The organism is Moorena sp. SIO3I6 (assembly GCF_010672095.1).
This window is the reverse complement of sequence record NZ_JAAHHU010001377.1, coordinates 1-1370: the sequence shown is the minus strand read 5'-3', so window position 1 is coordinate 1370 and position 1370 is coordinate 1. Positions and strand designations below refer to the sequence as shown.

The following is a 1370-nucleotide window of genomic DNA, read 5'->3' as shown; positions in this document are numbered from 1 at the left end:
AACATCGGAGCTATTTGCACAGATGCCATGCTCCCACAGATTATGTGATGGTTGCCAGCTTTTTGCGATCACACTGGTGCCGTAGGCAATCCCTCGCTACTAGCCGTAACTTGAGGTGGGCAAAAATGGGCAATTTATCAGTTCAATTGTTAAAGATATTTGTTTTGCCCAATCGACAAGATTGGGTTAAGGTAACGAAACCCAACATCATCGATCTCTGGAGAAAAATAGCATAAAATTAAGCAAGGGGTAATGGCTATTACTCGCCGATCATAGCCCTTACCCCGTGGACCGTAAGTTTGTGCTGCCCTGTAGACGTTGCCTGACCCTCGCCCATAGATCCAGGGCGTGTCCTACTCCCGTCCTTTTTCTGTAATATTATTACTGTAGTTCACTTCCACTTCCAGCAGTCCACTTTTTGAGGCGCAGGCTAACCCAGATCATTTGCTGGAGCGGTTCAGGTACTTCTGGGTGTAGTCCCCCTGATATGTCTTTAAAGGTTTTGATTGACCCAGGATAAACCACAACTAGCCATCCTTAGATAGAAAGTTTTCAGCTCACCCTTTTTGGACAATCCAAAAAGCTGACACATATGAAAGTTGGATCCTATTGCCGCAGTTCTTCTCTAGGGTTTCCCTCAAACCAGTAAATAAAGAATTCTTCTGCTGCGACTCTAGGTTAATGTAGGTTGAGTAAGTACTCAACAAGGCCAGATAATCATCGATGCTATAGGTAGGTTCGCAGAGTACATATTCCGATTTACAGTCATAAAAATAACCGGAGTCTATCACCTTCTCTACAAATTCGTTCAGCTTTTCTAACTGAGTTTTTGTATCTTCAGCATATCGTCTCAGAGATGGAGCATGGATCTGATAGACCTCATCCAACATTTGGTAAAGTTCAGGCTGAGGATGGGGTCTGGTATTCCACAGTATAATGAGTACACCATTCTGTTTTAAAGCAGCATTAACTTTGGCATACCCACTTCCAGGGGCAACCCAATGAAAAGCCGTTGCTGCTATAACCGCATCGAATCTCTGGGACTCTAGCTCCCACTCCTCAAAAGTAGTATTCTTATAGCGGTTTGCGCTTAAATAGAGTATAATATAATAAATATTATAAAACTCCAATTATGAAAGCCTATTCTGTTGATATAAGAACGAAAATTATCACAGCTTATCTAGACTGTGTTCGCGTAGCGTGGCCTTTGGCCAAGGCTCAATGACCCGTTTAGCTAAAAGGTTTAAAGTGAGTCGCAATTTTGGATTTATAATTATTAAAAAATTCAAAGAAACTGGAAATATATCACCGGGCAAACAAGGGAATAACCGAGCATCTAAATTAGAACCATTCACGGAATTTATCAAATC

The 1370-nt window shown here is 41.8% G+C and carries 3 protein-coding genes; 1 reads left to right on the top strand and 2 read right to left on the bottom strand.

The window, feature by feature from the left end:
* Positions 1–236: hypothetical protein (locus F6K49_RS49475; RefSeq protein ID WP_293110110.1), on the top strand; the 236-nt coding region annotated here is incomplete at its 5' end.
* A gap of 321 nt (positions 237–557) precedes the next feature.
* On the opposite strand, the gene F6K49_RS49470 is transcribed toward F6K49_RS49475, so the two are convergent.
* The gene (locus F6K49_RS49470; protein ID WP_293110108.1) at positions 558–1130 is read right to left on the bottom strand and encodes a class I SAM-dependent methyltransferase; all 573 of its coding nucleotides are present in this window, start codon (positions 1128–1130) and stop codon (positions 558–560) included.
* Between the two features lie 39 nt (positions 1131–1169).
* On the bottom strand, positions 1170–1370 hold a 201-nt coding region (locus F6K49_RS49465), incomplete at its 5' end, for a hypothetical protein (protein ID WP_293110106.1).